Origin of the sequence: Delftia sp. CH05, from assembly GCF_009827015.1 — a bacterium.
GTDB classification, from domain to species: domain Bacteria; phylum Pseudomonadota; class Gammaproteobacteria; order Burkholderiales; family Burkholderiaceae_C; genus Comamonas; species Comamonas tsuruhatensis.
The window spans coordinates 1-20,610 of record NZ_WUMG01000025.1 but is presented as its reverse complement, the minus strand read 5'-3'; the positions used below and the strand labels follow the sequence as shown (position 1 = coordinate 20,610).

General features: G+C 68.2%; 16 protein-coding genes. 11 read left to right on the top strand and 5 right to left on the bottom strand.

What is annotated here, in order from left to right; genetic code table 11:
- Positions 1–66: 66 nt before the first annotated feature.
- Positions 67–2,391 carry a DUF6351 family protein gene (locus GRX31_RS18690; RefSeq protein ID WP_160854172.1) on the bottom strand — a complete coding sequence of 775 codons (2,325 nt, stop codon included), beginning with the start codon at positions 2,389–2,391 and terminating at the stop codon, positions 67–69.
- A gap of 276 nt (positions 2,392–2,667) precedes the next feature.
- Between GRX31_RS18690 and GRX31_RS18685 the strand changes: the two genes are divergently transcribed.
- From GRX31_RS18685 to GRX31_RS18650, 8 genes are all read left to right on the top strand, one after another.
- Positions 2,668–3,600 (top strand): LysR family transcriptional regulator, encoded by a 933-nt coding sequence (locus GRX31_RS18685; RefSeq protein ID WP_016449767.1) that lies wholly within the window; start codon positions 2,668–2,670, stop codon positions 3,598–3,600.
- A gap of 120 nt (positions 3,601–3,720) precedes the next feature.
- Positions 3,721–5,310 carry an ABC transporter ATP-binding protein gene (locus GRX31_RS18680; protein WP_160854171.1) on the top strand — a complete coding sequence of 530 codons (1,590 nt, stop codon included), beginning with the start codon at positions 3,721–3,723 and terminating at the stop codon, positions 5,308–5,310.
- Positions 5,297–6,403 carry an ABC transporter permease gene (locus GRX31_RS18675; protein WP_160854169.1) on the top strand — a complete coding sequence of 369 codons (1,107 nt, stop codon included), beginning with the start codon at positions 5,297–5,299 and terminating at the stop codon, positions 6,401–6,403. Before GRX31_RS18680 ends, GRX31_RS18675 begins: the two co-directional genes overlap by 14 nt.
- Positions 6,403–7,323: an ABC transporter permease gene (locus tag GRX31_RS18670; RefSeq protein ID WP_016449764.1), complete on the top strand. Its 921-nt coding sequence runs from the start codon at positions 6,403–6,405 to the stop codon at positions 7,321–7,323. The genes GRX31_RS18675 and GRX31_RS18670 overlap by 1 nt, the downstream gene beginning before the upstream one ends.
- A gap of 48 nt (positions 7,324–7,371) precedes the next feature.
- Entirely contained in the window at positions 7,372–8,544 is a 1,173-nt protein-coding gene (locus GRX31_RS18665; RefSeq protein ID WP_016449763.1) for a BMP family ABC transporter substrate-binding protein, read from the top strand.
- A gap of 250 nt (positions 8,545–8,794) precedes the next feature.
- Positions 8,795–9,952 carry a BMP family ABC transporter substrate-binding protein gene (locus tag GRX31_RS18660; protein WP_160854167.1) on the top strand — a complete coding sequence of 386 codons (1,158 nt, stop codon included), beginning with the start codon at positions 8,795–8,797 and terminating at the stop codon, positions 9,950–9,952.
- A 195-nt stretch (positions 9,953–10,147) separates the two neighbouring features.
- Complete coding sequence (locus GRX31_RS18655; RefSeq protein WP_160854165.1) at positions 10,148–11,155, top strand: aromatic ring-hydroxylating dioxygenase subunit alpha; 1,008 nt, start codon at positions 10,148–10,150, stop codon at positions 11,153–11,155.
- Positions 11,155–12,204 carry an adenosine deaminase gene (locus tag GRX31_RS18650; protein WP_046241128.1) on the top strand — a complete coding sequence of 350 codons (1,050 nt, stop codon included), beginning with the start codon at positions 11,155–11,157 and terminating at the stop codon, positions 12,202–12,204. Before GRX31_RS18655 ends, GRX31_RS18650 begins: the two co-directional genes overlap by 1 nt.
- Positions 12,205–12,210: 6 nt before the next feature.
- Here GRX31_RS18650 and GRX31_RS18645 read toward each other — a convergent pair whose 3' ends face one another.
- Complete coding sequence (locus tag GRX31_RS18645; RefSeq protein WP_043790738.1) at positions 12,211–12,651, bottom strand: HIT family protein; 441 nt, start codon at positions 12,649–12,651, stop codon at positions 12,211–12,213.
- A gap of 240 nt (positions 12,652–12,891) precedes the next feature.
- On the opposite strand from GRX31_RS18645, the gene GRX31_RS18640 reads away from it, so the two are divergent.
- The 3 genes from GRX31_RS18640 to dcd all read left to right on the top strand — a co-directional run bounded on the left by GRX31_RS18640 (position 12,892) and on the right by dcd (position 16,044).
- Positions 12,892–13,998 (top strand): BMP family ABC transporter substrate-binding protein, encoded by a 1,107-nt coding sequence (locus GRX31_RS18640; protein ID WP_046241130.1) that lies wholly within the window; start codon positions 12,892–12,894, stop codon positions 13,996–13,998.
- A gap of 112 nt (positions 13,999–14,110) precedes the next feature.
- Entirely contained in the window at positions 14,111–15,403 is a 1,293-nt protein-coding gene (guaD, locus tag GRX31_RS18635) for a guanine deaminase (protein WP_160854163.1), read from the top strand.
- 68 nt (positions 15,404–15,471) lie between these two features.
- Positions 15,472–16,044 (top strand): dCTP deaminase, encoded by a 573-nt coding sequence (gene dcd / locus GRX31_RS18630; RefSeq protein ID WP_160854161.1) that lies wholly within the window; start codon positions 15,472–15,474, stop codon positions 16,042–16,044.
- Positions 16,045–16,110: 66 nt separating this feature from the next.
- On the opposite strand, the gene nadB is transcribed toward dcd, so the two are convergent.
- The 3 genes from nadB to GRX31_RS18615 form a co-directional block, all read right to left on the bottom strand.
- Complete coding sequence (nadB, locus tag GRX31_RS18625; protein ID WP_160854159.1) at positions 16,111–17,613, bottom strand: L-aspartate oxidase; 1,503 nt, start codon at positions 17,611–17,613, stop codon at positions 16,111–16,113.
- 10 nt (positions 17,614–17,623) lie between these two features.
- Entirely contained in the window at positions 17,624–18,757 is a 1,134-nt protein-coding gene (gene nadA, locus GRX31_RS18620; protein WP_043790471.1) for a quinolinate synthase NadA, read from the bottom strand.
- A 144-nt stretch (positions 18,758–18,901) separates the two neighbouring features.
- A partial coding sequence (locus GRX31_RS18615) for a sensor domain-containing diguanylate cyclase (protein WP_442874090.1) occupies positions 18,902–20,610 on the bottom strand: 1,709 nt, incomplete at its 5' end.

Below are 20,610 nucleotides of genomic sequence, written 5' to 3'. Positions count from 1 at the left end.
ATTGGCACGCTGCAAACCCTGATCACCGGCCCCCGGACCCCTGCGGGACTTCGCGCAGGGTGCAGCTCAATCGTTGCGCGAGACCGGCGCAGGCCCGGCCTTGGTGCCCGCCGGGCCGGCACTGAAATCGGTCAGGAAGGCCGCCTCCTGGCTCTGGCCCGTTCCGGCCTGGCTCCAGTCGCACACTCCTGCCGCAAATACTGCGGCAAGGCGCTTTTGCTGGGCCGGGCTGAAGGTGATGCCGGCGTACTCCGGGCTGGTGAACGAAAGGGGCTTGAGCTGGCACTGGTAGATGTCCTCCGCGAGCGGACCTCCGGCCACCTGGCGTGGCGACAGGGTCGGCTTGAGGGGACAGGCTGGGTCGTCCAGGGCCAGGACTTTGTCGAGATCCGAAGGGGCGGCTCCCGTTGCGGCGATGCATCCATCCCTGACATCCGAAGGCCTGTTGCGCACCACTTTCTGTGCCAGCGCCGCGCCGGTGGTGTCGCGCTCCACGGCGGTCAGCCAGCGGTCCATCATGACAAAGGCCTCGCGTCGCATGGCAGGGGCGATCAGCAGCGGGACCATGCCCTTGCTGGCGCGGATCACGTGGTTGTCATGGTGGCCGTTGGCGGCATCCAGCCGTGCGCGTTGCTGCAGGCTGCGCCAGGTCATGTGGATGTCGCTGCCGCCCTCGGGCCGCAGGTCGATGATGGCCACCTGGGACAGGTTCCTGCCGTTGCTGGTGAGGCCACTGCTGTAGAGCCTGGGCAGCAGGCTGGCCACGGCCCGCTCGCGGGCTGCCGGCCTGGACGCAGTGCCGCCGGTCCAGTCCATGTCGTTGGTGTAGCTGCCGATGCCTTCGTTGAGCTGCACGAAAGCCTCCGCGTCGATGGCGCCCGACTGCAGTGCCTTGAGTCCGTACTGCAGGCCCGTGTTGTCATACGGCAGCTGCGGCTTGGTGTGGCCGTCGGTGTCCTTGAACGTCCCGAACACCGGGACCAGCATGTCGTGGATCGAGCAGCGCACGCCCTGGCCGCGTGTGCGCGGGTCGTAGACGATGGAGGCGGGAAAGCCCACGCCGCAGTTGTCGGGCAGCCGGGGGTTCTGGGGGGCGATGAAGCTCCCTACCCATTTGTCGCAGTAGCTGGCCGGATGGCCATTGATGGCGGCCTTCGCGGTGTCGCTCAGTGCCTGTCCTGCGGCCGTCCTGTAGTAGTTGGACAGCAGGCCGCAGTCGCGTGTTTCCATCCAGGTGGACACCGCATCGGGATAGCTCAGCCCCGTCTGTATGCCCTGCAGCAGACCCGGCATGGCGGAGGCGATCACTGTCTGCATCATGGAGCCACCCGAGTCGCCGTCGCCCATGGTGTAGCGCACTTCGCCGTAGTTCTCGATCAGGTGCTCCTTGATGCGCATCATGTTCTCGGCGGCCAGCAACTCGTTGTTGTTGTGCAGGTGGTTGGTCAGCATGGCTTTCACGACCATGTGGCCTGCCGCGAGCGCGTTGGGGTCGAACGGCAGGCTGCCGCTGAACTGGTCGAGGAGGTTGACCGCCGGCTCCTGGAAGCGATTGCCGGAAGCGGCTGCGCCGAATCGCCACAGCACCTTGCCGTTCCATCCCTTTTGCGGCTCCCAGGGCGTCCAGGCAAGCGCGGGGTCATGGTAGGCCAGGATCTGGTAGGTGCCGCGGCCCATGACGCCAGTTTCCAGGCGCAGCAGGTGCTTGACCGTATCTCCGCGGTCGTTGGTGAAGTCGGCGATCTCGCTGTCGGCCGGGCGCTGCGATGGGTCGTAGGCCACATGACAGGGCGTGGCGCCTGCCGGACCCATCGTGCAGGCTCTGCCTTGCCTGGCCTTGGGCATGTAGTAGTAGGTGTACTGGGTCCTGGTATTGCACTGGACATCCACCGGATCGGTATCGAGACCGCTGACGCGCGTGGTCACGGTCGCCGAAAGTGCCGTGCCGGGCACGGAAACGGTGGCTTGCGCGCCATTGCGCGTGGCGCAGATCCACGGCGCGGTCTGCGGCCCGGCGAAGATGGGATCGCCCCGGCCATGGTTGGTGATGTCCAGCCGTGCCCTCGCGCTGCCGGCCGCCGTGGCGGTGAGGGTGTTGGCGCCCACCTTCAATCCCTCGACCCGGCCCAGAATCCGGCCATTGGCGCGCTGGGCGAACCGGGCGGTGACATCCGTGCCATTGAGCGCCACCTTCAGCGCACCGGGCGGGCTGCCCTTGGGCAGCACAATTTCAATATAGGCATTGCCGTCGCTGATCATGTCGGCCCGGTTGGACAGGCTGCGTATCTCGATGACACCCAGGCCTGAATCACCGCTGCCGCCGCAGGCGGTCAGCACACTGGCGAGCGTGGCTGCGGCCACCATGCCCGAAAAAGGGGTTGGCTTTTTCATCGTCTTGTCTCCTGCAATCCACTTCCTTTTGAAGCGATTTCATTGAATCACGCTAACAGTCTGCAAGTCTGTATAGGTTTGGACAATGGTTTGCCGGCGACTGGCTCGCATATTGCATGTGCTGCGTGCACAAGTGTTTAACCGCCCCTGCCCAGGGCATTCTTGGTGCTTGTATCTAGCTGGCGAGGGTCATGGCTGGGTTACGCTGCGGGCTCCCCATGACCTGCGGCGCGTCCCCGGCGCGACCGCTCTTTTTTTCGCTGATTGCTTCGCTACATGCGCGACCAGGCCCTGTTCGACAAGATTGATCTGCACCTGATACGGGTGCTGCACACGGTGCTGACCGAGCGCAGCGTCTCGCGTGCCGCATTGCGCCTGGGCATGCACCAGCCGGCGGTGTCCGCTGCGCTCAAGCGCCTGCGCGACCTGGCCGGCGATTCGCTGCTGGTGCGTTCGGGCGCGCACATGCAGCCCACCGAGGCCGGGCTGCGCATGGTGCAGCCGGCGGCCGACATCCTGCGCGCGGCCGAAGGCCTGTTCAGCGATGCGCGCCATTTCGATCCCCGCACCTCCACGCGCACCTTCCGCATCGCCGCCAGCGACTACCTGGACCCGCTGTTCCTGCCGCGCCTGGTGGCCCACCTCAAGACCGAGGCGCCCGGCTGCCCCGTGGACATCCTGGCCCTCAACGGCGACGCGCACTACGAGGTGCAACTGGCCCAGGGCGATGTGGACGTGGTGATCGGCAACTGGCCCGAGCCGCCGCAGGGCCTGCACATGGCCAGCCTGTTCGAGGACGAGGTGGTCTGCCTGGTCAGCCCCCAGCATCCGGCCGTGCGACGCGGCTGGGACGTGGCCCAGTGGCTGGAGGCCGAGCACATCGCGCCCACGCCCACCTACCCGGGCGCGCGCGGCGTGATCGACGACCAGCTCTCCCGCATGGGCCTGCAGCGCCAGGTGGCGGCGCGCTGCGCGCATTTCAGCCTGATTCCTGACATCGTGGCCACCAGCTTGCTGGTGCTGACCACGGGGCGGCTGTTCTGCGAGCGCTTCAGCCAGCGCCTGCCCCTGGTGATCCTGCCCTGCCCGGTGGAGTTTGCGCCGCTGGTGTACTACCAGCTGTGGCATGCCCGCACGCACATGGGCGCGTCCACACGCTGGCTGCGCGACGCCGTGCGGCAGGTGGCGCTGATGTCCCGTGCCCGCTAGGCGACGGCGATAGGAACCGCCTTTTGGGTGAACAAAGTGATGGCCGATATGAGGGCCGCCGAGGCGGTTTCAAGGACTTGTGTTCCAGTTTGTTGCAGAAATTGAAAGACAATCCCAGCCATGAATCCCCCCGATACAGTCCCCCTGCCAGCAGCAGCGCCGCCGCGGCTTCAGCTGACAGGCATCACCAAGCGCTATCCGGCGGTGGTGGCCAACAACGGCATCTCGCTGACCGTGGGCGCCGGCGAAGTGCATGCCATCCTGGGCGAGAACGGCGCCGGCAAGTCCACGCTGATGAAGATCATCTACGGCGCCGTCAAGCCCGACGAGGGCCGCATCGAGGTCGATGGCAAGCCGGTCCACATCCGCAACCCGCAGGAGGCGCGCCAGCTGGGCATCGCCATGGTGTTCCAGCATTTCAGCCTGTTCGACACGCTGTCCGTGGCCGAGAACGTCTGGCTGGGCCTGGACAAGAGCCTGCCGCTGGCCGAGGTGGTGCAGCGCATCGAGTCCACGGCGCATGACTACGGGCTGGAGGTCGATCCCCACCGCCCCGTGCACACGCTGAGCGTGGGCGAGATGCAGCGCGTGGAAATCATCCGCGCCCTGCTCACGCACCCGCGCGTGCTCATTCTTGACGAGCCCACCTCGGTGCTCACGCCGCAGGCGGTGGAAAAGCTCTTCGTCGTGCTGCGCCGCCTGGCGTCCGAGGGCTGCTCCATCCTCTACATCAGCCACAAGCTGCACGAGATCCGCTCGCTGTGCACGGCCTGTACCGTGCTGCGCGGCGGGCAGGTGACCGGCGTGTGCAATCCGGCCGTGGAGAGCAATGCCTCGCTGTCGCGGCTGATGATCGGCTCGGAGCCGCCCGAACTCACGCACCGCGAATCCCAGGTCGGCGCCAGCGTGCTGCGCGTGCAGGGCCTGGCGCTGCCGCGCTCGGAGCCCTTCGGCGTGGACCTGCAGGGCATACAGCTCGATGTGCGCGCGGGCGAAGTCGTGGGCATCGCCGGTGTCTCGGGCAATGGCCAGAAGGAATTGCTGTATGCGCTGTCCGGCGAGGACACGCGCGCGGCGCCCGAAATGGTGCAGATTGCCGGCCGGGAGGCGGGGCGCCTGGGCCCCGGCCGGCGCCGTGCGCTGGGCCTGCACTTCGTGCCGGAGGAGCGTCTTGGCCGCGGCGCCGTGCCCAGCATGGGCCTGGCGCACAACCTGCTGCTCACGCGCAAGACCGCGCTGGGCAAAGGCGGCTGGATTCGCATGGGCCAGCTGCAGGAGCAGGCGCGCGCCATCATTGCGCGCTTCAACGTCAAGGCCGGCGGCCCCAACGCGGCGGCGCAGTCGCTGTCGGGCGGCAACCTGCAGAAATTCATCGTGGGCCGCGAGATCGATGCCAGGCCCGCGCTGCTCATCATCTCCCAGCCCACCTGGGGGGTGGACGTGGGGGCGGCCGCGCAGATACGCGGCGCCATCCTGCAATTGCGCGACGAGGGCTGCGCCGTGCTGGTGCTCAGCGAGGAGTTGGACGAATTGTTCGAGATATGTGACCGCCTGCATGTGGTGGCCAAGGGCCGGCTGTCGCCCTCCGTGGCGCGGGCCGATGCCACCGTGCAGCAGATCGGCGAGTGGATGAGCGGCCTGTGGGACGGTGCTGCCGCACCGAACGCCGCCCAGAATGCCGCCAGGGGAGGCGCCCATGTTCAAGCTTGAGCAACGCCCCCAGGCCTCGAAGCTGTGGACCTACGGTTCGCCCGTGCTGGCGCTGGCCATCACCGTGCTGATCGGCGTGTGCCTGTTCGTGATGCTGGGCAAGGACCCGGTGCGCGGCCTGCAGGCCTTCTTCTGGGACCCCGTCAAGTCCACCTATGCGCTGGGCGAGCTGGCCGTCAAGGCCACGCCGCTGCTGCTGATCGCGCTGGGCCTGGCCGTGTGCTTTCGCTCCAATGTGTGGAACATCGGTGCCGAAGGCCAGTTCGTGATCGGCGCCGTGGCCGCAGGCGGCGTGGCGCTGCTGGCGGACAAGACCACGGGGCCCTGGATCGTGCCCGCCATCCTGGTGGCCGGCATGCTGGGCGGCATGGTCTGGGCCGGCATCGTGGCCCTGCTGCGCGACCGCTTCAATGCCAATGAAATCCTGGTCAGCCTGATGCTGGTCTACGTGGCCACCCTGGTGCTGGGCTTTCTGGTCTACGGGCCGTGGAAGGACCCCATGGGCTACAACTTCCCGCAGACCAAGACCTTCGAGCGCGTCACGCAGATCCCCAAGCTGATGCAGGGCATGCGCACCAATATCGGCCTGCTGCTGGCGCTGGCCGCGGCGGCCATGCTGTGGATCTTCCTGTTCCGCACCCGCGCCGGCTTTGCGCTGCAGGTCGGTGGGCTGGCTCCGGCCGCCGCACGCTACGCGGGCTTCTCCTCGCGCCGTGCGCTGTGGACGGCGCTGCTGATCTCGGGCGCCACCGCCGGCCTGGCCGGTGCGCTGGAAGTGGCCGGCCCGCTGGGCCAGCTCACGCCCTATGTCCCGGCCGGCTACGGCTTCGCCGCCATCATCGTGGCCTTCGTCGGTCGCCTGCATCCCGTGGGCATGATCTTTTCCGCGATTCTCATGAGCATGTTCTATATCGGGGGCGAACTCGCCCAGTCGCGCCTGGGCCTGCCCAAGGCGCTGACCGGCGTGTTCCAGGGCCTGCTGCTGTTCACGCTGCTGGCCTGCGACACGCTGGTGGCCTACCGCGTGCGCTGGGTGTCCCGCACGCCCGTGGTCCCGCCCGCAGCGGCGCCTGCCGTCAAGGAGGCCCGCTGATGGAATCCTATGCACTGCTGCTGGGCTCCACGCTCAGCGCCGGCACCGTGCTGGCGCTGGCCGCGCTGGGCCTGCTGATCAATGAAAAGGCCGGCATCGTCAACCTGGGTGCCGAGGGCATGATGCTGTGCGCCGCCATCGCGGGCTTTGCCGCCGTGGTCCACACGGGCAGCACCACCGTGGGCTTTCTGGCCGGCATGGGTGCGGGCGCGCTGCTGGCCGCCATCTTCGGCGTGCTGGTGATCTGGCTGAACACCAACCAGTACGCGACGGGGCTGGCCCTGTCGCTGTTCGGCACGGGCTTCTCGGCCTTCCTGGGCCTGGGCTATGTGCAGGCGCGCCTGCCCGAGCTGCCCAAGTTCGCCGTGCCCTGGCTGTCCGACCTGCCCGTGGTGGGCACGGCGCTGTTCCGCCTGCATCCGCTGGTCTATGGCGCGGTGGCCATTGCGGCGGCCCTGGTCTGGTTCCTCTACCGCACCCGGGCCGGCCTGGTGCTGCGCGCCGTGGGCGAGTCGCCCCAGTCGGCCCATGCGCTGGGCTATCCGGTGCGCCGCATCCGCCTGGCGGCCGTGGTCTTCGGCGGCGCCATGTGCGGTCTGGCCGGTGCCTACATCTCCACCGTCTACACGCCGCTGTGGGTGGAAGGCATGGTGTCGGGCCGGGGCTGGATCGCGCTGGCGCTGACCACCTTCGCCACCTGGCGCCCTGCGCGCGTGCTGCTGGGCGCCTACCTGTTCGGCGGCGTGACCATGCTGCAGTTCCATTTGCAGGCCACGGGCGTGCAGGTGGCCAGCCAACTGCTGTCCATGCTGCCGTACCTGGCGACCATCGTCGTGCTGGTGCTGATCTCGCGCAATCCGACCTGGATCCGCGCCAACATGCCGGCCTCGCTGGGCAAGCCCTTCTACCCGGGCTCCTGACGCTTTCATTGTTTCTCTCTCCCTCCAGAACCACAAAAGGACAAACGCATGCCCGCTTTGCGCGAACGCACCCTGAAACCTGGCCTCAAAAGCACGCTTGTGAAGATGATCGGCCTGTCGGCCATCTCGGTGGCGGCCCTGACCGCCTGCGGCAAGAAGGAAGAGGCCGCAGCGCCGGCTCCCGCTGCCGCGCCCGCAGCGCAGGCGCCGGCCGAGAAGCTCAAGATCGGCTTCATGTACGTCAGCCCCATCGGCGACGGCGGCTGGACCTTCCAGCATGAGCTGGGCCGCAAGGCCATCCAGGAGAAGTTCGGCGACAAGGTGGAAACCTCCTTCGTCGAAAGCGTGCCCGAGAGCGCCGATGCCGAGCGCGTGATGCGCGACATGGCCGGCCAGGGCAACAAGCTGATCTTCGCGACCAGCTTCGGCTACCAGGAGTTCGTGCAGAAGGTCGCGGCCGACCTCAAGGACGTGAAGTTCGAGCACGCCACCGGCTACAAGAATGCCGACAACGTGGCCACCTACGACACCAAGACCTTCGAGGGCGCCTACCTGGCCGGCATCGTGGCCGGCGGCATGACCAAGACCAAGACCATCGGCGTCGTGGCCTCGGTGCCTATCCCTGAAGTGGTGCGCAACATCAACAGCTTCGTGCTGGGTGCGCAAAGCGTCGATCCCTCGATCAAGGCCAAGGTGGTCTGGGTGAACGAGTGGTTCGCCCCGCCCAAGGAGTCCGAGGCCGCCACCTCGCTGATCAACGGCGGCGTGGACGTGCTCTACCAGAACACCAACTCCCCGGCCGTGCTCAAGACGGCCGAGGAACGCGGTGCGCGCGCCTTCGGCAAGGACGGCGACATGAGCGCCTTCGCGCCCAAGGCCCACCTGGGCTCGGCCGTGATCGACTGGACGCCTTACTACAGCAAGGTCACCCAGGACACGCTGGACGGCAAGTGGCAGGGCGGCTCGTTCTGGTGGGGCGTGAAGGAAGGCGCCATCGACCTCGTGAAGATCGCCGACGACGTGCCCCAGGACATCAAGGACAAGGTCGCCAAGGCACGCGACGGCTTGAAGGACGGCAGCTTCGCCGTCTGGACCGGCCCCATCAAGGACAACGCGGGCAAGGAAGTGCTGACGGCAGGCCAGGTCGGCGACCTGGGCTTCATGACCAGCATCAACTTCTTCGTCAACGGCGTCGAAGGCAAGGTGCCGGGCGCCAAGTGATCCGGCGGCAGTCCATGCAACAAGGGCCCTTCGGGGCCCTTTTTTCTGCCGCGATCCGCCAGACGGGTCCGCCCTATGCACCACGATTGTGCAAAGCCCCCAAAATGTGGTTTTCCCGCATGCCTGGTGGCTCTGGCGCAGCCGGCTGGCGCCATTCTTGCTTTATTCTCGGGACCCATCGCGGCGGGTCTGCGCCCCTGCGGACACCGCCTTCTTCCTGCCTGCCGCAGGACCACTTGAGGAAACTTCGATGACTGATCTTCACAAACGCTCCCTGATCAAGGTGGCAGCGCTGTCGGCCGTGGCCGCCGCCGCGCTGGCCGGCTGTGGCAAGAAGGAGGAGGCCGCGCCTGCGCCCGCTCCCGTTGCCGAGGCCCCTGCTGCCGCTGCAACCGAGCCTTTGAAGATCGCCTTCGCCTACGTGGGCCCCGTCGGTGACGGCGGCTACACCTTTGCCCACGACCAGGGCCGCCTGGCGCTGGAGAAGGAATTCGGCGACAAGATCAAGACCTCCTACGTCGAGAGCGTGCCCGAGGGCGCCGACGCCGAGCGCGTGCTGCGCGACATGGCCGCCAACGGCAACAAGCTGGTCTTCGGCACCACCTTCGGCTACATGGAGCCCATCCAGAAGATCGCTCCCGACTTCCCCGATGTGAAGTTCGAGCACGCCACCGGCTACAAGACCGCCGCCAACGTCAGCACCTACGACAGCCGCACCTACGAAGGCGCTTATCTGGCCGGCATCATCGCGGGCTCCATGACCAAGTCCAACGTGCTGGGCGTGGTCGGCTCCGTGCCGATTCCCGAAGTGCTGCGCAACATCAACAGCTTCACGCTGGGCGCGCAGTCCATGAACCCCAAGATCAAGACCAAGGTGGTCTGGGTCAACGAGTGGTTCGCCCCCCCGAAGGAAACCGAGGCTGCGACTTCGCTGATCAACGGCGGCGCCGACATCCTGTTCCAGAACACCGACTCCGCCGCCGTGCTCAAGACGGCCGAGGAAAAGGGCAAGCGCGCCTTCGGCTGGGACTCCGACATGACGGCCTACGGCCCCAAGGCCCACCTGGGCTCGGCCATCATCAACTGGACTCCCTACTACACCAAGACCGTGCGCGAGATGCTGGACGGCAAGTGGAGCAGCCAGCAGACCTGGTGGGGCGTGAAGGAAGGCGCGATCGACATCGTCTCGCTGGCCGATGACGTGCCCGCCGAGGCCAAGGCCCGGATCGAAGAGGTCAAGAAGGGTCTGAAGGACGGCACCTTCCACATCTGGAAGGGCCCGATCACAGGCCAGGACGGCAAGGAACTGCTGGCCGCCGACGCCGTGGCCGAAGACAAGTTCCTGACGGGCATCAACTTCTACGTCAAGGGTGTGGAAGGCAAGGTGCCGGGCCAGGGCAGCAAGTAAGACAGACGCCAGGCCACCCGGCGCAGGCCGGGTTGCCTGTTGCCGCCAGGGCCGCCTTCGGGCGGCCTTGGCGTTCATGCGCAGCACAGGTGTACCTGTACCGTACCTGTGCTGCGCATCGAGCGGGTTTATGCTCGCTCCCAGCCGCGGCCTGCCCGCCGCCGCGGCACAGACAGACAGCAAGAGATTCCCCCCATGATCGAAAACTCCCTCTGGCATCCCGTGGCCCAGGCCCACGAAGTTGTCGATGCGCCGCTGGGCGTGCAACTGCTGGACCAGCCCCTGGTGCTGTGGCGCGATCCGCAAGGCCAGGTCCGCGTCTTCGTGGACCGCTGCCCGCACCGTGGCGCACGCCTGTCCATGGGCCGTGTCGAGAACGGCCACCTTGAATGCCCCTACCACGGCTGGCAGTTCGCCGACAGCGGCCAGTGCGTCAAGGTGCCGGCCCTGCCCAGCTTCACGCCCCCGCCCTCGCAGTGCGTGAAGGCCTTCGAGGCACAGGAAGCCTACGGCCTGGTCTGGGTGCGGCTGGCCACGGGCGAGGAGCTCTCGGCTGTTCCGGCCCTGGCGGCCCTGGCGGCACTGCCAGCCTTTGAAGCCAAGGCGGACGCGCACCTGCGCAAGCTCAACTGCGGCCCCTACGATGTGGCCGCCAGCGCGCCGCGCATCATCGAGAACTTCCTGGACATGTCGCACTTCGGCTTTGTCCACGAAGGCTGGCTGGGCAGCCGCGACGCCACGGCCATCGAAGCCTATGCCGTGGAGACCACGGCCACGGGCGTGCTGGCCACGGGCTGCAAGGCCGTGCAGCCGCAGTCCAACCTGCACTCCACCAGCGCGGCCGAGGTCGAGTACACCTACGAAGTCACGGCGCCCTATGCCGCCGTGCTGACCAAGCTGCCCGAATCCGGCACCACCCGGGCCGGATGGCGCGAGTCCATCGCCCTGTTCATCTGCCCCGTCACGCCCGAGACCAGCCGCGTCTGGTTCCGGCTGGCCGTGGCAGACTTCGATTCGCCCGACGCCCAGCTGCAGGAATTCCAGCACACCATCTTCTGCCAGGACCAGCCCGTGCTGGAGTCGCAGCAGCCCAAGTGCCTGCCGCTGGACCCGCGCGCCGAAATGCACTCTGCGGCCGACCGCATGTCGTCCGCCTACCGCCGCTACCTCAGGGCCAGCGGCATCACCTTCGGAGTCTGCTGATGCACACCGTACCCGCCGTGGATGCCGCGCATCTGCCCCAATTGCTCCAGGCCATGCCCAAGGCCGAGCTGCACATGCACATCGAAGGCTCGCTGGAGCCCGAGCTGATCTTCGCGCTGGCCCAGCGCAACGGCGTGAAGCTGCCCTATGCCAGCGTGGAAGACCTGCGCCGCGCCTATGCCTTCACCGACCTGCAAAGCTTTCTGGACATCTACTACGCCGGCGCCAGCGTGCTGCTGTACGAGCAGGATTTCTACGACATGGCGCGCGCCTACCTGGCGCGTGCCGCGCAGGACAACGTGGTCCATGCCGAGATCTTCTTCGACCCCCAGACCCACACCCAGCGCGGCGTGGGCATGGAGACCGTGATCAACGGCCTGTACCGCGCCTGCCGCGATGCGGAGATAGAGCAGGGCATCTCGTCGGCGCTGATCCTGAGCTTTCTGCGCCATCTCAGCGAGGAGGACGCCTTCGCCACGCTGGAGGCCGCGCTGCCGCTGCGCGACCGCTTCATCGGCGTGGGGCTGGACAGCAGCGAGGTCGGCAACCCGCCCGAGAAGTTCGCCCGCGTGTTCGCGCGCTGCCGCGAGCTGGGCCTGCACCTGGTCGCGCATGCGGGCGAGGAGGGACCTCCCGCCTATATCTGGGGCGCGCTGGACGTGCTGCATTCCGAGCGCATAGACCACGGCGTGCAGGCCGCGCGAGACGAGGCCCTGATGCAGCGCCTGGTGCGCGACGGCGTGCCGCTGACCGTCTGCCCACTGTCCAACCTCAAGCTGTGCGTGGTGGCCGACCTGGCGCAGCACAACCTGCCGCAGCTGCTGGAGGCGGGTCTCAAGGTCACGGTCAATTCCGATGATCCGGCCTACTTCGGCGGCTACGTGAACGAGAACTACCTGCAGCTGTTCGCCGCCACGGGCATGAACTCGCAGCAGGCCTGGCAGCTGGCGGTCAACAGCTTTGACGCCAGCTTCGTCACGCCCCAGCAGCGCGCCCACTGGATGCGCCAGCTGGAGGCCGTGTTCGCCAAGTACGCAGCCCTGGCCTGAGTCCGCTCAGGCCAGCGCCTTCCTGAGGCGCTCGGCATGGTCCTGCAGCGCCTGCATGCCGGGCTCCTTGCGCGGCCAGCCCAGGCCCACGCCGTCGCCCTCGTGGCGCGGCAGCACATGCAGGTGGAAGTGGAAGACGGTCTGCCCGCCCGCCGCGCCGTTGGCCTGGAACAGGCTGATGCCATCGGGGTCGAACGCTGACTGCACGGCCCGCGCCACGCGCTGGGCCGTGCGCATCACGGCGCCGGCCTCGTCGGGCGTGAGGTCCAGCAGGGTCACGGCATGGCGCTTGCTGGCCACCAGCACATGGCCGGGATTGACCTGGCCGATGTCCATGAAGGCGATGGTCTGCTCGTCCTCGAACACCTTGGCGGACGGGATCTCGCCCGCCACGAGGCGGCAGAAGATGCACTGGCCCGGGGGCGAGGTATCGACGAACATCGGCATGGTCTTGTACTCCTTGGTGGTTGCTTGGGGGTGGAATTTGCCGACGATCTTAGAGCGTGTTAAGCACTTTTAAGTACCCGCGTTGGTTCTGCGCGCTGGTGGACGGTATCTGCCGCCCCTTATGGAGGCCATAAGCGCAGGCCCAGGCAGCCCCCGGGGCCGCTGCCTATAATCGCGCCCCGCACCGGCCGCTGCCCACGGCAGGTGCGTTTTCATTTCCGGGCCATGTAGAGGAACACCATGTACAAAAACCTCGCAGCCGCAGTCGCGGCCGCAAGTCTTGTATCCACGGCCTTGTCCCAAGGCCATCCCGCCCCTTCATCCCCCGCAGGTTCCACGCCCCTCAAGGCCGCCTTCGTCTATCTGACGCCCGTGCTCGACGCCGGCTGGACGCGCCAGCACGACGAGGGCCGGCGCGCATTGCAGGCGGCCCTGGGCCCGCGCGTGCAGACCCGCGCCGTGGACAGCGTGCCCGAGGGCCCCGACGCCGAGCGCGTGCTGCGCGACCTGGCCGCCAGCGGCAACCAACTGATCTTCACCACCAGCTTCGGCTACACCGAGTCCGTGATGCGCGTGGCGCGCGACTTCCCGCAGGTGAAGTTCGAGTCGGTCACGGGCTTCAAGCGCGCCGACAACGTGGCCACCTCGAACGCTCGCTACTACGAGGGCCGCTATCTGTCGGGCATTGCCGCAGGCCGTGCCAGCAAGACGGGCGTTGCCGGCTTCGTGGTCGGCTTTCCGATTCCCGAGGTGCTGCAGGGCATCAACGCCTTCACGCTGGGCATGCGCTCGGTCAATCCCAAGGCCACGGTCAAGGTGGTCTGGCTGGATACCTGGTTCGACCCGCCGCGCGAGCGCGATGCGGCCATGGCGCTGTTCAACGGCGGCGTGGACGTGGTGTCCTTCCAGGTCGCATCCACCGCCGTGATGCAGGCCGCCCAGGAGCGCGGCCGCATGGCGATTGCCTACCACTCCGACATGCGCAAGGACGGGCCCGACGCCCAGTTGCTGGCCGTCACCCACCAGTGGGGCGACTACTACACGGCGCGCGCCAAAGCGGTGCTGGACGGCAGCTGGAAGAGCCAGGACACCTGGGGCGGCGTGCGCGAGGGCATGATCCGCGTGGAGGGCTTCGGCCCCAGGCTGCCGCCGGCCGTGCGCGAGGAAGTGCTGCAGCGCCAAAAGGACATGGCCCAGGGCCGCCTGCAGCCCTTCAAGGCCGGCGACCAGCCGGTGCGCGACAACCAGGGCCAGGTGCGCATTCCAGCCGGCAAGCAGCTGGACGATGCACAGATCCTGCAGATGAACTGGCTGGTGGAAGGCGTGCAGGCCACGCTGCCCAAGTGATGCGGCCTGCGGGGCGTCCGGTCCTGGCGTAAACCCTAGGATGGCGCCTGCCGATGGCGCCTATAGCGCTGCGGATATGGCATCTGCCTGTCCGCCCGCTAAGCTTGGCGGCATGCAAATCTACCGTTCCTCATTGCTGCGTTTTGCCGACGATGGCCAGGCGCTCTACGACGAAGACGGCCTGCTGGCCGTCGCCCCGGATGACAAGGGGCAGCAGCGCGTGGTCGCCGCCGGCAGCTGGCAGGCGCTGCACGCGCAGTTCACCGGACAGCCGGGCGCTGAAGTCACCCATCTGCCGGGCCGCATCCTGGCGCCAGGCTTCATCGACCTGCACATCCACTATCCGCAGACCGATGTGATCGGCGCGCCCGCCGCCGGCCTGCTGCCCTGGCTGGAGAAATACACCTTCCCTCATGAGTCGGCCTTCTGCGAACGCGCGCATGCCGACAGCGTGGCCGAGTTCTTCCTGGACGAGCTGCAGCGCAACGGCGTGACCACGGCGCTGGCCTTTGCCACCTCGCACCCGGGGTCGGTCGATGCGCTCATGGGCGCGTCGCAGGCGCGCGGCATGCGCATGATCACGGGCAAGGTCCTGCAGGACCGCCACAGCCCCGACGGCGTGCGCGACCAGACCGAGCAAAGCCTGATCGACACCGAAACCCTGATCCAGCGCTGGCATGGCGTGGACCGCCTGGGCTACGCGATCACGCCGCGCTTTGCCCCCACCAGCACGCATGAGCAGCTGCGCGGCGCGGGCGAGCTGGCCGCCCGCTACGCCGATGTCTGGATCCAGTCCCATGTGGCCGAGAACCTGGACGAGGTGCGCTGGGTGGCCGAACTCTTTCCGAAGGCCCGCAGCTATCTGTCGGTCTACGACGACTTCGGCCTGATGCGCGAGCGCGCCGTCTACGCGCACTGCATCCACCTGGACGATGAAGACCGCGCCCTGATGCGTGAACGCAGCACCGCCGCCGCCGTGAGCCCCACCAGCAACCTGTTCCTGGGCAGCGGCTTCTTCGACTTTGCGCGGGCCGACGCCGCGCAGTTCCTCTACGGCCTGGCCAGCGACGTGGGCGGCGGCATGAGCTTCAGCCCCTTCCGCACCATGCAGGCCGCCTACGTGGCGGGCCGCGAGGGCCAGACCAAGCAGGGCCTGAGCCTGTCGCCCGGCAATCTGTGGTGGCAGCACACGGCGGGCGCGGCGCGCGCATTGGGGCTGGCCGGCCAGGTGGGTAATCTGCAGCCGGGCTGCGAGGCCGACTTCGTGGTCATCAACCCGGCCTGCACGCCGCTGCTCGAGCGCAAGACCCGCCAGGCCGAGAGCCTGGACGAGCTGCTGTTCGCCATGATCATCCTGGGCGATGACCGCCTGATAGAGCGCACCGTCGTTTCTCAAGCAAAATAGCGCCTTTGCGCCAGTGCCCGGCCGGGTGCTGGCGCCTGACAAGGACAGCTAGGGAACGAGGAATTGCCATGAGCATCAAGAGCGACAAGTGGATCCGTCGCATGGCCGAGGATCACGGCATGATCGAGCCTTTCGAGCCGGCCCAGGTTCGCAACGTCGATGGCCGCAAGATCATCAGCTACGGCACCAGCAGCTATGGCTACGACATCCGCTGCGCACCCGAATTCAAGGTGTTCACCAACATCCACAGCACCGTGGTGGACCCCAAGAACTTCGATGAGAAAAGCTTCGTCGACTTCGAGGGTGACAGCTGCATCATCCCGCCCAACAGCTTCGCGCTGGCGCGCACGGTCGAGTACTTCCGCATCCCGCGCAACGTGCTGACCATCTGCCTGGGCAAGAGCACCTACGCGCGCTGCGGCATCATCGTCAACGTCACGCCCTTCGAGCCCGAATGGGAAGGCTATGTGACGCTGGAGTTCTCCAACACCACGCCGCTGCCCGCCCGCATCTACGCCGGTGAAGGCTGCGCCCAGGTGCTGTTCTTCGAGAGCGATCCCGACGATGTCTGCGAGGTCAGCTACCGCGACCGTGGCGGCAAGTACCAGAGGCAGGTGGGCGTGACGCTTCCCAAGGCCTGACGGCCTTGTCTGCCGGGCCGCCCCAAGATGAAAAGCGGCCCCCTTGGGGAGCGTGGGGGTCATTCTTCATTCCACCAGCGCCGGTGCGGCGTCGATGCGCGAATGCGCGCCGCAGCTCTCGCGCCGTGCGGCGGCAGCCGTGGCCATGAGCCAGCAGACATCGAGCTGGTTGCGCAGCGCATGGCCTGCGGCAGGTGCCAGCCTTTCCCGCCATGCCGCAATGCGCTGCACGGCCTGCGCCAGGCCCTGGTCGCTGCGCTGTATGCCCACGCAGTCCTGCATGAGCTGGCGCAACTCCTGCGCGATGGCGGCCGTGTCCTGCTCCTGTGCGCCGGCCTGCAGGGTTTCGGTCGGCCGGGCCGGCGCAGGGGCGGCAGCCGGTTGCTGCGCGATGGCCCGGGCGGCAGCCCGCCCCATCACCACGCATTCGAGCAGCGAATTGCTGGCCAGCCGGTTGGCGCCGTGCAGGCCGGTGCGCGCCACCTCGCCGATGGCGCGCAGGCCATCGACATCCGTGCGCCCGTCGATATCGGCCAGCACGCCGCCGCAGGCGTAGTGGGCGCAGGGGGCCACGGGAATCGGTTGCGTGGCAATGTCGATGCCATGGCTGGCGCACAGGGCCATCACGCCCGGGAAATGCGACTGCAGCCAGGCGCGGGGCCTGTGGCTGATGTCCAGGTGCACGAAGGCCAGGCCATGGCGGTCCATCTCGTGCCGGATGGCCCGGGCCACGATGTCGCGCGGCGCCAGTTCGGCCCGCTCGTCATGGGCAGGCATGAAGCGCGTGCCGTCCGGCAGGCGCAGCAGGGCGCCTTCGCCACGCAATGCCTCGGAGACCAGGCCGGCCGCGCGGCCGCCCACCTGCAGGGCCGTGGGATGGAACTGCATGAACTCCAGGTCGCCTACGCGGCAGCCTGCGCGCCAGGCCATGGCCACGCCATCGCCCGTGGCGGTGGCCGGGTTGGTGGTGGCGGGATAGACCTGCCCCAGCCCGCCCGTGGCCAGCACGGTATGCGCGGCATGCCAGCGCTGCTGGCGGCCATCGGGCAGGCGCACCAGCGCGCCTGTGCAGTGCGCAGGCTGTCCTTCGGTCAGCAGGTCCAGCGCGCTGGTGTGTTCATGCAAATCGATGTTCGCGCGCTCCCGGCAGGCGCGCAGCAGGGCGGCGTGCACGGCCTGGCCGGTGCAGTCGGCGGCATGCACGATGCGGCGGCGGCCGTGGCCGCCCTCGCGCGTGAGGTGCAGGCCACCGCTGTCGTCACGCGTGAAAGGCACGCCGTGGGCCACCAGCCAATCGATGGCGTCGGGCGCCTGCTCAAGGATGGCGCGCACGGCCTGCGCATCGCACTGGCCTGCGCCCGCGACCAGGGTGTCCGCCAGGTGTTCGTCGATGCTGTCCTGTGCATCCAGCACGGCGGCAATGCCGCCCTGGGCCCAGGCGCTGGCGCATTCCTCGGCCGCGCCCTTGCTGAGCAGGGCCACGCGCAGATGCGGCGGCAGCGACAGGGCAGCGGCCATGCCGGCCAGGCCGGCGCCGATGATGAGTACGTCTGTGCAAGGCTGTGTCATGGCGCTGTCCTCAGGCGGGACCGAAGTGCTGGAAGAGCGCCGCATCGCGCGCAAGGTCGCCGCTGGCGCGCACGGGCTGGCGGTGGCCGGCCGCGAAAGCCAGCATGCGTTCGATGGGCCGGCGCGCGGCCTGGGCGATGGCGGGATCCACCTCGATGGCGCACAGGCCCTGCTCCAGGGCCAGCTCCACGCCCTGCAGGCTGTTCATCGCCATCCACGGGCACATGGCGCAGCTCTTGCAGGTGGCGCCTTGGCCGGCCGTGGGCGCGGGCAGGAAGGTCTTGCCCGGGTAGCGCATGCGCATGTCGTGCAGGATGCCCTGGTCGGTGGCCACGATGAAGGTGTCTGTGGGCAGCCGGCCAGCCGCGTTGATGAGCTGGGTGGTGGAGCCCACCACGTCCGCCTGGGCGGCCACGGCGGCCGGCGACTCGGGGTGCACGAGGATGGCGGCCTGCGGATACTCCAGCGCCATGGCGGCCAGTTCGTCGGCCTTGAACTCGTCATGGACCAGGCAGGAGCCATGCCACAGCAGCATGTCGGCGCCGGTCTGGCGCTGGATGTGGGCGCCCAGGTGGCGGTCGGGGGCCCAGAGGATCTTCTCGCCGCAGGCGTGCAGGTGGGCCACGATGTCCTGTCCCACCGACGATGTGACCACCCAGTCGGCACGCGCCTTCACCGCCGCGCTGGTATTGGCGTAGACCACGACCGTGTGGTCCGGGTGGGCGTCGCAAAAGGCGCTGAACTCGTCTGCCGGGCAGCCCAGGTCCAGCGAGCAGCTGGCGTCGTCGTCGGGCATGAGCACGCGCTTTTCCGGGCTGAGGATCTTGGCGGTCTCTCCCATGAAGCGCACGCCGGCCACGACCAGGGTGCTGGCCTGGTGCTGGGCGCCGAAGCGCGCCATCTCCAGCGAGTCGCCCACGCAGCCGCCGGTCTCGCGCGCCAGGTCCTGCAGTTCGCCATCCACGTAGTAGTGGGCCACGAGCACGGCATCGCGCTCGTGCAGCAGGGCGCGTATGCGCTCGGTGGTCCGAAGGCGCTGGGCGCGGTCCAGTTCAGGGGGAATGCGGGCCCAGGCCTCGCCGATGCCGCACTGGCCGGCGTGGGAGAAATGGGGCTTGTCGTACTGCACGGATTTGAGCTGCATGGTGGCCGTCCGGGACTGTGGAAAAGGTCTGGTGATGGCTGCGAATAATATGCTCAATTTGAGTATTAGTGTGATGTTTTTTCCCGCACAGGTGTTTTGCGGCAGGCGGCAAGCCGAGGGGGCAGAAAGAGGCGCGGGGCCGTCTCAGCGCTGAAGCTGCACGTTGTTGCGGCCTGCGCCCTTGGCCTCGTACAGTGCTTCGTCGCCACGGCGCAGCATGGCGGCGGCCGTGTCCGTGGTGCCGCGCAGTGTGGCCACGCCCACGCTGGCGGTGACGGGCTCGCCGTGGGCCATGGGCGTGGAGGCCAGCAGTTCGCGCAGTTGCTCTGCAATGGCCACGGCCGCGTCGGCCGTGGTGTCGGGCAGCAGGGCCAGGAATTCCTCGCCCCCCATGCGGGCCAGCACGTCGGACTCGCGCAGCCGCATGCGGAAGGCGCGCGCCAGGGTGCGCAGCACGGCGTCGCCCATGTCATGGCCATGCTGGTCGTTGATGCGCTTGAAGTGGTCCACGTCGATGACGAGCACGCTCAAGGGGCGGCCGCTGCGGCGCGCCAGCGCCATGGCGAAGTCCAGCTGGAAATCGAAGCCCCGGCGGTTGAGCAGGCCCGTGAGCGGATCGCTGCGCGCCTGGTGCTCCAGCTCGGCATTGGCCTGCTGCAGCTGCAGGGTGCGCTCGCGCACCTGGCGCTCCATGGCCTCGTTGGCCGAGCGCAGCTGGGCAATGCTGCCGCGCAGCGCCTGCGAGAGGCGGTGCACTTCGCGGCTGCTGTGCAGCTGCGGAATGTCCGGCGCCGCGCCGCTGCCATCGATGCCGTTGGCCGCGCGGGCCAGGCGCTTGAGGTCCTGGCTGAGCCTGCGTGCCACCAGCCAGGCGATGACGGCGGCCACCAGCGCCGCCGCCAGGCCGCCGGCCAGCACCTGGTGCATGGCCTGGCGCGCGGGCGCATAGGCGCTGTCGTGCGGCTGGCGGGCCACGATGTGCCAGCCCATGGCCGTCACCCGGTTGTGGGCCTGCAGCGGCACGGTGGCCGTCAGAAAGCTCTGCGGGCTGTCCTGCCAGCGCGCCACCTGCACGGGCAGCAGCGTGGCATCGGACGTATCGGCAGACACGGTATGGGCCACCGGCAGGCGCTGGTCCAGCGCCTGCAGCGGCTCCAGGCTGTCGCCCGGGGCGTGGATGATCTTGCCGTGGCGGTCAAAGATGAAGAGGCCGATCTGGCGATCCCCGCTGTCGGCCTGCTGCAAGGTCTGCATGGTCTCTCGCACCCATTCCCAGCTGCTGTGCATGCACAGCACGCCCTGCGTGAGTCCGCCCACGCGGATGGGCGCTGCAAAGTCCATGAACCGGCGCGGCGCGCCGTCGGCCGGGGGCGCAAGCAGCGCGGCCATGCGCGGCGAGGAGGCACGCACGTCGCCCACATGCACGCGCTGCAGCCCCGGCTCGAACCAGGGCCGGTCGCTGACATCGTGGCCCACCAGCAACTGGTCGGTGGCGCTGCGCACCGTGCCTTCGGCGTCGGCCACGCCTATCCAGAGGTTGGACGGCGTCAGCGAACGGGCGCGGTTGAGCAGCGCTCCCACGCCCGGGGAATCCAGCCCTTGCACCCACAGCTCCGGCGAAGCGGCCAGCACCTCCACGGTATGGGCACGGCTGAACAGCCCTTCAGACAACTGCCGCGCCGCGTTGGAGGCCATGGCATGCAGCGAGGCGCTGACCTCGCGCTCCATGCGCCAGCGCAGCAGTTCGCCGAAGGCCAGCGACATCAGCACCGTCACGCCCACCAGCAGCGAGCCGAAGACCAGGGCCAGTTGCGTGCGCAGGCCCAGCCGCTGSCAGCGGCCGGGCTCGGTGC

Bases quoted from the DNA above. Each gene is read 5' to 3' on its own strand.
- GRX31_RS18670 (WP_016449764.1), top strand. From the start codon at position 6,403: ATGGAATCCTATGCACTGCTGCTGGGCTCCACGCTCAGCGCCGGCACC.
- GRX31_RS18690 (WP_160854172.1), bottom strand. From the start codon at position 2,391: ATGAAAAAGCCAACCCCTTTTTCGGGCATGGTGGCCGCAGCCACGCTC.
- nadB (WP_160854159.1), bottom strand. From the start codon at position 17,613: ATGACACAGCCTTGCACAGACGTACTCATCATCGGCGCCGGCCTGGCC.
- dcd (WP_160854161.1), top strand. From the start codon at position 15,472: ATGAGCATCAAGAGCGACAAGTGGATCCGTCGCATGGCCGAGGATCAC.
- guaD (WP_160854163.1), top strand. From the start codon at position 14,111: ATGCAAATCTACCGTTCCTCATTGCTGCGTTTTGCCGACGATGGCCAG.
- GRX31_RS18650 (WP_046241128.1), top strand. From the start codon at position 11,155: ATGCACACCGTACCCGCCGTGGATGCCGCGCATCTGCCCCAATTGCTC.
- GRX31_RS18685 (WP_016449767.1), top strand. From the start codon at position 2,668: ATGCGCGACCAGGCCCTGTTCGACAAGATTGATCTGCACCTGATACGG.
- GRX31_RS18645 (WP_043790738.1), bottom strand. From the start codon at position 12,651: ATGCCGATGTTCGTCGATACCTCGCCCCCGGGCCAGTGCATCTTCTGC.
- GRX31_RS18675 (WP_160854169.1), top strand. From the start codon at position 5,297: ATGTTCAAGCTTGAGCAACGCCCCCAGGCCTCGAAGCTGTGGACCTAC.
- GRX31_RS18665 (WP_016449763.1), top strand. From the start codon at position 7,372: ATGCCCGCTTTGCGCGAACGCACCCTGAAACCTGGCCTCAAAAGCACG.
- GRX31_RS18640 (WP_046241130.1), top strand. From the start codon at position 12,892: ATGTACAAAAACCTCGCAGCCGCAGTCGCGGCCGCAAGTCTTGTATCC.
- GRX31_RS18655 (WP_160854165.1), top strand. From the start codon at position 10,148: ATGATCGAAAACTCCCTCTGGCATCCCGTGGCCCAGGCCCACGAAGTT.
- GRX31_RS18660 (WP_160854167.1), top strand. From the start codon at position 8,795: ATGACTGATCTTCACAAACGCTCCCTGATCAAGGTGGCAGCGCTGTCG.
- nadA (WP_043790471.1), bottom strand. From the start codon at position 18,757: ATGCAGCTCAAATCCGTGCAGTACGACAAGCCCCATTTCTCCCACGCC.
- GRX31_RS18680 (WP_160854171.1), top strand. From the start codon at position 3,721: ATGAATCCCCCCGATACAGTCCCCCTGCCAGCAGCAGCGCCGCCGCGG.